This window comes from Marinovum sp., from assembly GCF_048263515.1.
GTDB lineage: Bacteria > Pseudomonadota > Alphaproteobacteria > Rhodobacterales > Rhodobacteraceae > Marinovum.
On record NZ_JBLXEC010000022.1, the window covers coordinates 61,648 to 67,914 of the forward strand.

4 protein-coding genes and 1 pseudogene are annotated in these 6,267 nt (G+C 50.2%); 1 reads left to right on the forward strand and 4 read right to left on the reverse strand.

Annotated features, from left to right (window positions below):
• Positions 1-15: 15 nt before the first annotated feature.
• Genes ACN0SE_RS17200 through ACN0SE_RS17210 form a run of 3 tightly spaced genes read right to left on the reverse strand, consistent with a single transcriptional unit; the run spans position 16 to position 4,378 of the window.
• A complete protein-coding gene (locus ACN0SE_RS17200) occupies positions 16-1,011 on the reverse strand; it encodes a hypothetical protein (protein ID WP_417525763.1) in 996 nt (331 codons plus the stop codon).
• Entirely contained in the window at positions 1,008-3,029 is a 2,022-nt protein-coding gene (locus tag ACN0SE_RS17205; RefSeq protein ID WP_417525764.1) for a hypothetical protein, read from the reverse strand. Before ACN0SE_RS17205 ends, ACN0SE_RS17200 begins: the two co-directional genes overlap by 4 nt.
• Positions 3,026-4,378 (reverse strand): metallophosphoesterase family protein, encoded by a 1,353-nt coding sequence (locus tag ACN0SE_RS17210; protein ID WP_417525765.1) that lies wholly within the window; start codon positions 4,376-4,378, stop codon positions 3,026-3,028. Before ACN0SE_RS17210 ends, ACN0SE_RS17205 begins: the two co-directional genes overlap by 4 nt.
• Positions 4,379-4,688: 310 nt before the next feature.
• Between ACN0SE_RS17210 and ACN0SE_RS17215 the strand changes: the two are divergent.
• Positions 4,689-4,906: pseudogene (locus tag ACN0SE_RS17215) on the forward strand (transposase); the annotation flags it as partial.
• A gap of 644 nt (positions 4,907-5,550) precedes the next feature.
• Here ACN0SE_RS17215 and ACN0SE_RS17220 read toward each other — a convergent pair.
• Positions 5,551-6,180 (reverse strand): enolase C-terminal domain-like protein, encoded by a 630-nt coding sequence (locus ACN0SE_RS17220; protein ID WP_417525766.1) that lies wholly within the window; start codon positions 6,178-6,180, stop codon positions 5,551-5,553.
• Positions 6,181-6,267 lie beyond the last annotated feature (87 nt).

Here is a 6,267-nt window from a genome sequence, read left to right on the forward strand (position 1 = left end):
TTAGAAATTCTGACCCTAAGACAACACAAAACGGACTTCCGGATTCGAGTAGTCGATTAGGTCAACCCGAGAAATCGCACCTTCAGCACGGACGTTGTGTCGCGAATATGTAGAAACGTCGCGGCCCATCAGGCGAACAGATGGATATTTCTCGACTAAAATGCACGCCGCGACCGAATGTGATTTGGGGCCAGTACAAAAAATCTCAATACTCGTATTTTTATCCAAAGACCTAACGATCGTCTGCATTTTATCAAGACAATCAACTACTGAGGACGCATCACAGGTAATTACGTCATCTTTGGATATCTTGTTGTCGTACAATAACCTCGACGAAATCGCGCGGATATTCTCGCTCAACCCTGAACTCTTCTGTGATTCACCGCAGATGCAAAAAATCCGATCAAAGTTATAGTGCTCCAAATATTCAATGATAAGCCCCTCATCCCCGCCTATCGCCACTATTGCGACACGCTTAGATGACATGCCGCCATCGCCTGGTGTATGTCGAATTGGGAAAAAACTCTTGACCCCCTGTGCAAAAGTCATATTCCCGTCTTCAGCACAATACACGCCCATAGAGTAGAGCCACGTTGCCTTGGCGAACAAACCTTTTCGAACCATTCCTCTAAACATCGTTTGGGTGACTGCTTTCGGCATACATGAGTAATCAACAACCACTGAACGGCACTGTGTTAAAGTCGAATTTGCCAGAAAGTGGTCAACCGAACCATTCCACATATTGCGCTGATTTGCGCACCCAAACTTCAAAGGAACGACATGTTCTGACCCGGACTTCAACAACTGAAGGAACTCGGAGGATGACTCAGCGTCAACCCCATCGCCATCAAAGCTGACTAAGAATGAAGTTCCAATATTCAGACTTAGACTACTTGCAACATGATTAGACCGTTCCTCCCATCCAGAAACAAAAACCCCAACATCTGCTTCAACACAAGCGCCATTATCGCAGAATGACTCTGATATAGAGTAACCTTTAAACTTAATCATTCCGGCCCGCCAAATCTAAACTCGCCCTGGGCAGCTTTCTGTTCTACCCAGACCTCACACCACTTCTCAATATCTTTATCCGGCTCCCACATGAGCATCGTGATTACGTCGCGTGTCGACAGCGTAACAGTTTCATAGGCGCTTCTGGGAGAGCATTCAAAGAAAGGACAGAGACGTTTGTGAATACGCAAGCGAATAAACGGCTCGGAATGAGTTGGCATCTCAACTATTTTGACGAACCCGTCACGTTCCGTGCGACGCGCTATTCTTAAGAAGTCACCAAGTTTCGAGGATTCACCGAGTTGTGCATCCACCGCATCGACATTTATTCGAAACACTCCGCGTTCGGCCACCCTTAGCGCCGATGGCCGATCCCGCAAACCATGCAATTCCCGCGTAAGATACCCAATTCCTCGAACAAAATTGGCGATGTGGGGTTCCGTCGAAGAAGCCAGCGCCTCTACCGACTGAAGTTTGGCAACAGATGCTCTCCTTATAGCACTGTCTTGCAGGGACATGGGTATCGGAGAACGCATGTCCAAAAAGCTACGCGCCCGTTTTGAAAACGTTTGCTCGGAAACTGCGTCTGAGTTTTCCAGTGAGAGGCCAGCTGCAAACACTTCAGCCATTAAGTCCAAAAAATCCCGTATCGTCGTGTCGGAAAACGCTGATGCCACATTTTTTCCAAACAGACGTGGTGTCGTGTTAACGCTTCGACACAGATAAATGAATGCGGCAACCTGCTTTCGCGCAATGACTTGTAATAGCGTCAATTCGCTTTGCTCACGCACATACCTTTCAACATCAAGATCCAACTCGGTCACCAAGATATGCTCGATGAAGGGAGATTGATTGCTATCGCAATGAAACCTTTTAAAAAGACGGGACGGCAAACATTTTCTCAATCGTGCTTTGGTATGAGCCACATCCTCTCTTAAGCGGCGAACATGCTTAGATTGACTGCGTCTCAACGACTCCTCGCACAAGTCATTGTAGGAATAATCGCCGAACTTTCCAAAAGAAAAAGACTTTTCATCAGATACGCGCTTTGCCACGTTGTCTGTTATAGTCCCTTTGATCCTTATGTCCGCCACCTTCTCGCAAAAATTAGTGAAATCTTTATCGGACATGCTATTCAGGCGTATTATATCTCTATCGGCCTCAATGAGCGACGTGTTTGGCAACAATGTATCTGTCGTGTTGAACTGACCACTCAGATATGACACCACCCACTTAGCTTCGCCTTCCGTTTGCCGGATGTAGGTGTTGAGCGCTCGCTGTTGTATCGAGCTCAAGCTCTCACAGTCATCGATCAAAATGAATAACTCAAGTGGTTTAGTCGCTCGAAAATTCGCTGATGAGAGGGCGGGTACACCACTGCGTTTTATCAACCTTATCAGTCGGCCGGTCCTAAATGCTGATATTATCCGGCGGACAAACTCAGGCGAATAGTCGTAATCTCGGGCCAGAAAAATATCAAGGATCTTTTCGCAAAGGCGTCTCGCATCTGAAAAGTCCTCTATCAATTTTACCCCTGGAATATCGCAATCCACGAATATAGATTCAAGTTCCCTACAGGCTTCTCTTTCGTTCGCGGCCTTCGTGTGAAGGATGCCACGAGATTCAAGTTCCTTGGCTTCTTCAAGGAAAGCAGACAACAAACTTACCTCGAAATACTTCGAGAAGACTTCATACTCAGTAATTTCAGGCTGAGATTCAGATCTTGCTGAATTGAGTAGTTGGCTTAGCTCAGAGGTGTAAAACTGCAAATTTCGGTTAAATTGTAGATACACACCAAACCAAGTAAAAGTTTTTGTAGAGAACTGTAGCCGAAGAAATGCACTTTCCAGTAGGATCTTAGAGCTTAGAGATCTGAGTATTGTCGTTTTCCCGCTTCCCCGGGTTCCACTTATGTAAACGGGCTTCAGGCTCTGGGTAAGGCCCCTCGCCGTCGGCGATAGCCAAATTTGCGGATCATCCTCCCATTCGAACTTTGTTGGTCTAAATGGATTTTTCATGCTGCTCTCTCATTAACACGGACTCTCCACCTGGTCTTGTCGCGTCCAAGTTGACCAATCTGCACGAGAGCACAGCAAAACAAGCTTAAGATTGCGTGCTCGATCTTCTCCGAAGACAAACTTTGTTTCTTCCCAAGTTCTACAAGTTCAGGCCACGAAACTGTACGCTTATCGCGAATGGCTGACCAAACTCTCTGGACTTCCGGTGTCACTAAATGCTCAATTCTATTTTGTATTGGAATATATCGAGACACCTGGTCTGAAAAATTTCCTAAATGCCCAAGAGAATCAGGGCGGTATTCCGTTACTCGTAACAAAAAAATCTCTCCGTCGTCGTCCAAGAAGAAGCAAATTTCGTTGAATCCGTCCCATATTGCGGGTGCTGAGATGCTTATGATTTCGCCACCTCGCTGCGCGCTGGCGTCAGCGGCAGGAAATGAAATTTTCTCAACAGGATCCGTGTGGATGTGCCCGTGCAAGTAAATCACGGTCTTGTTGAGATTCTGCAAAAACATTCGAGCCTGCCCCGCATTGAGCATTTCGGCATAGTGAGTAATTCTCGGCGTGGACTGTGGTAACAAGTTATGATGTGAGACAATTAAGACGGAATCTTTATCGGATCGTGTGCTGAAAGATTTCATAGAAGAGAGAGACTGGTTCGAGAGATAGGGTGTGTCCAATTGATAGTAGCCCTGCTCCCGCCGATCTTTGAACGACGGGCTGTCCCCTACGTCGTCACAGCTTTTCCCGTTTGGATCAGCACCTATTAGCTGAACTTGCTGTTCATTAAGTCTATCTCCTTGAAGTGAATCAGATAAAGGTTGCGGCAGCAGGTGAGTTGACCATGAGCCCAAGCTTGAGTTGAGCAAATGTACATCAATTTTGGCGTCGCTTGAACGCCCGATTTCGTACTTAATGCATTCATCGATAGGTGGAGCATCCCAATCGCAACTGCGAAAGGCCTCTTCTACGTGGGTAAATTTCCCGCTCTGACCAAAAGCTACAGCGTCTTCCCTTGATACATCATGATTGCCGGGCACCCCCATTTTTCTGAGCGGAACATCGGTAAAGCTATCACTGGTTAGGCTGTCAATTATTTTGACTGCTTTTTTGATCTCGTCAGTTTGCCCGCGAGAGGTGTAATCCCCCATGCATATTATGGCGTCTATCATGCCGGAGGTAGTGATCTCGTTCAAGCGACGCAGGATGTTTTGCAGTGGACGAGAAGTTACTTCTTTCTTTATTTCGGATGAGAAGGTTTTGTCTTTGTCATCAATAGCTGTCCTGGTATCTGGCCAGTCAGGAAGATGAATGTCACCAATTTGTAAGACACGTATTGTTTTCGACACTACCGATCACCCCTCTCCGCAGCATAGCGTTTCAGATCAAAACTATTTGTTCAAGCTCTGATTGTCGGGCAACGTTTTTTTTTGGTTTAGGTTGAGGTGGTTGTACAATAATAGACCTTGCCTCTCCCTGTGCGTTCCAGTTTTTTGGTGTATTGCGTTCTTCGGGACCCACCGGCGACGCCTCGGAGATGTCCAGTGGGGGGTGGCGTATGTTGCTCTTTGTCCGGAGCGGGGGCTCTATTGCGCAAAGGCCGGTTGGGGTATTTAACCCGCGAATCCAGCGTAGTAGTTTGTCTGTGAGAGCAGACCTGTGGCGCCGCGCGACAAGACCAAGAACTGGTCAGCCTACAACAAAGCGGCGAAGCAGCGCGGCTCGCTGACGATTTGGTTCGATCTGGCCATGGCCTGGATGCCGCCGCCAACGGCAAGCGAGGCTGGCAGCCTCCGTATAGTGATTCCGCGATCCAGATGTACCTGACGATGTAGGTCCTATTCGGAATGGCGCTACGTCAAACGCCCGGTTTCGTGTAGAGCCTACTACGGCTCGTCGGTCTCGACTCGGCTGTGGCGGATTTCAGAAGGCTGAGCCATCATTGAATTTCGCCTACGGAAGATTCGGGCGACTTCGTGGCCGATCACTCTGACATTGTGAGCATTTCATCGGTGGCCGCACTATAAGTGGCGAGCGGAAAGCAAAATGAAGGCCTGCTTAGGATATTTAGCAATTTTCATTGGTTGGGCAACGAGCGACAGCTTCGCCCACATTTATCACTTTGGCCTGGGAAGCCTTTCTGCACGCTGCGATGGAGGACCGATATGGGGAAGCTGCGCCGCAGCGGGGGCTGTCTTGGCAAAGGTCTGCATAGGGCCGGCTGCCACCTCTGAACGTCATGCGGCTGCTCAAAGCACTGAAGGTCGCCCCTCCGTTTGAGAGCGTGCTCGAGCGCTTGCGTTAGATCGTTGAGGTTTGCAAAATCCTTAACAAGGTAGCCGGAACCCAGCATGCAGGGTCCCGAACAACTCCGGTCAAGACGCGCCAACCGAGGGTTCAGGCCAGTCGGCGCCGAAAGAAAATTGCCGCCATACGCCCATGCAAACCTTCCCGCGCCGTCGAATATCTGCAGGGGTCGGTGGCGCATGGTCAGGCGCCTCCGGTCTTTGTTGGCCGTCGATCAGTAGTTCCAAAGCGTGCCGTCGGTCAGCCGAGTGACGGGGTGGCTGGAGGGCTCGTATTCGTAGCGGGCCGCCTCGCTCTCGTCGAGATCCATGCCGAGGCCCGGTGCGTCGCTGACCCAGACCATGCCATTCTCCATCCGGTGCTCGGTGGGGAACAGTGCATCACATTCGGGCGTGCCGAGGACAAGCCACTCCTGAATGCCGAAATTCGGCGCCCAGGCGTTGAGATGGGCTTGCGCGGCCATGCAGAGCGGCGAATGGCTCGGCGCGCCGTGAAAGCCTGTGCTGACGTTGTGGAGCCCCGCGAGATCGGTGATGCGTTTGACCGGAGTGATGCCGCCGGCGTAGGTCACCGCGACGCGGATGAAGTCGATCAATTCCTGCTCGATCATCTTGTTGCATTGATAGATCGAGTTGAAGACCTCGCCGATTGCGATGGGCGTGGTGCTGTGCTGGCGGATGAGACGCAGGACATCCTGATCCTCGGCAGGGGTCGGGTCTTCCAGCCAGAACAGCCGGACCGGCTCGACCTCCTTGGCGAACTGGGCCGCTTCGCGTGGGGTCAGGCGGTGATGGACATCGTGCAGGATCTTGAGGTCCGGCCCGAAGCGGTCGCGGATCTGCATCAGGGCGTCGGGTGTGAACAGGCGTGCAATTTTGACCCCGTAACGGGGTGATCGGCGTCCAAAAATGACCCCCTTACACTGATGTGG

Coding starts and splice junctions, on each gene's coding strand:
- ACN0SE_RS17200 (WP_417525763.1), bottom strand. CDS start 1,011: ATGATTAAGTTTAAAGGTTACTCTATATCAGAGTCATTCTGCGATAAT.
- ACN0SE_RS17205 (WP_417525764.1), bottom strand. CDS start 3,029: ATGAAAAATCCATTTAGACCAACAAAGTTCGAATGGGAGGATGATCCG.
- ACN0SE_RS17220 (WP_417525766.1), bottom strand. CDS start 6,180: ATGCAGATCCGCGACCGCTTCGGGCCGGACCTCAAGATCCTGCACGAT.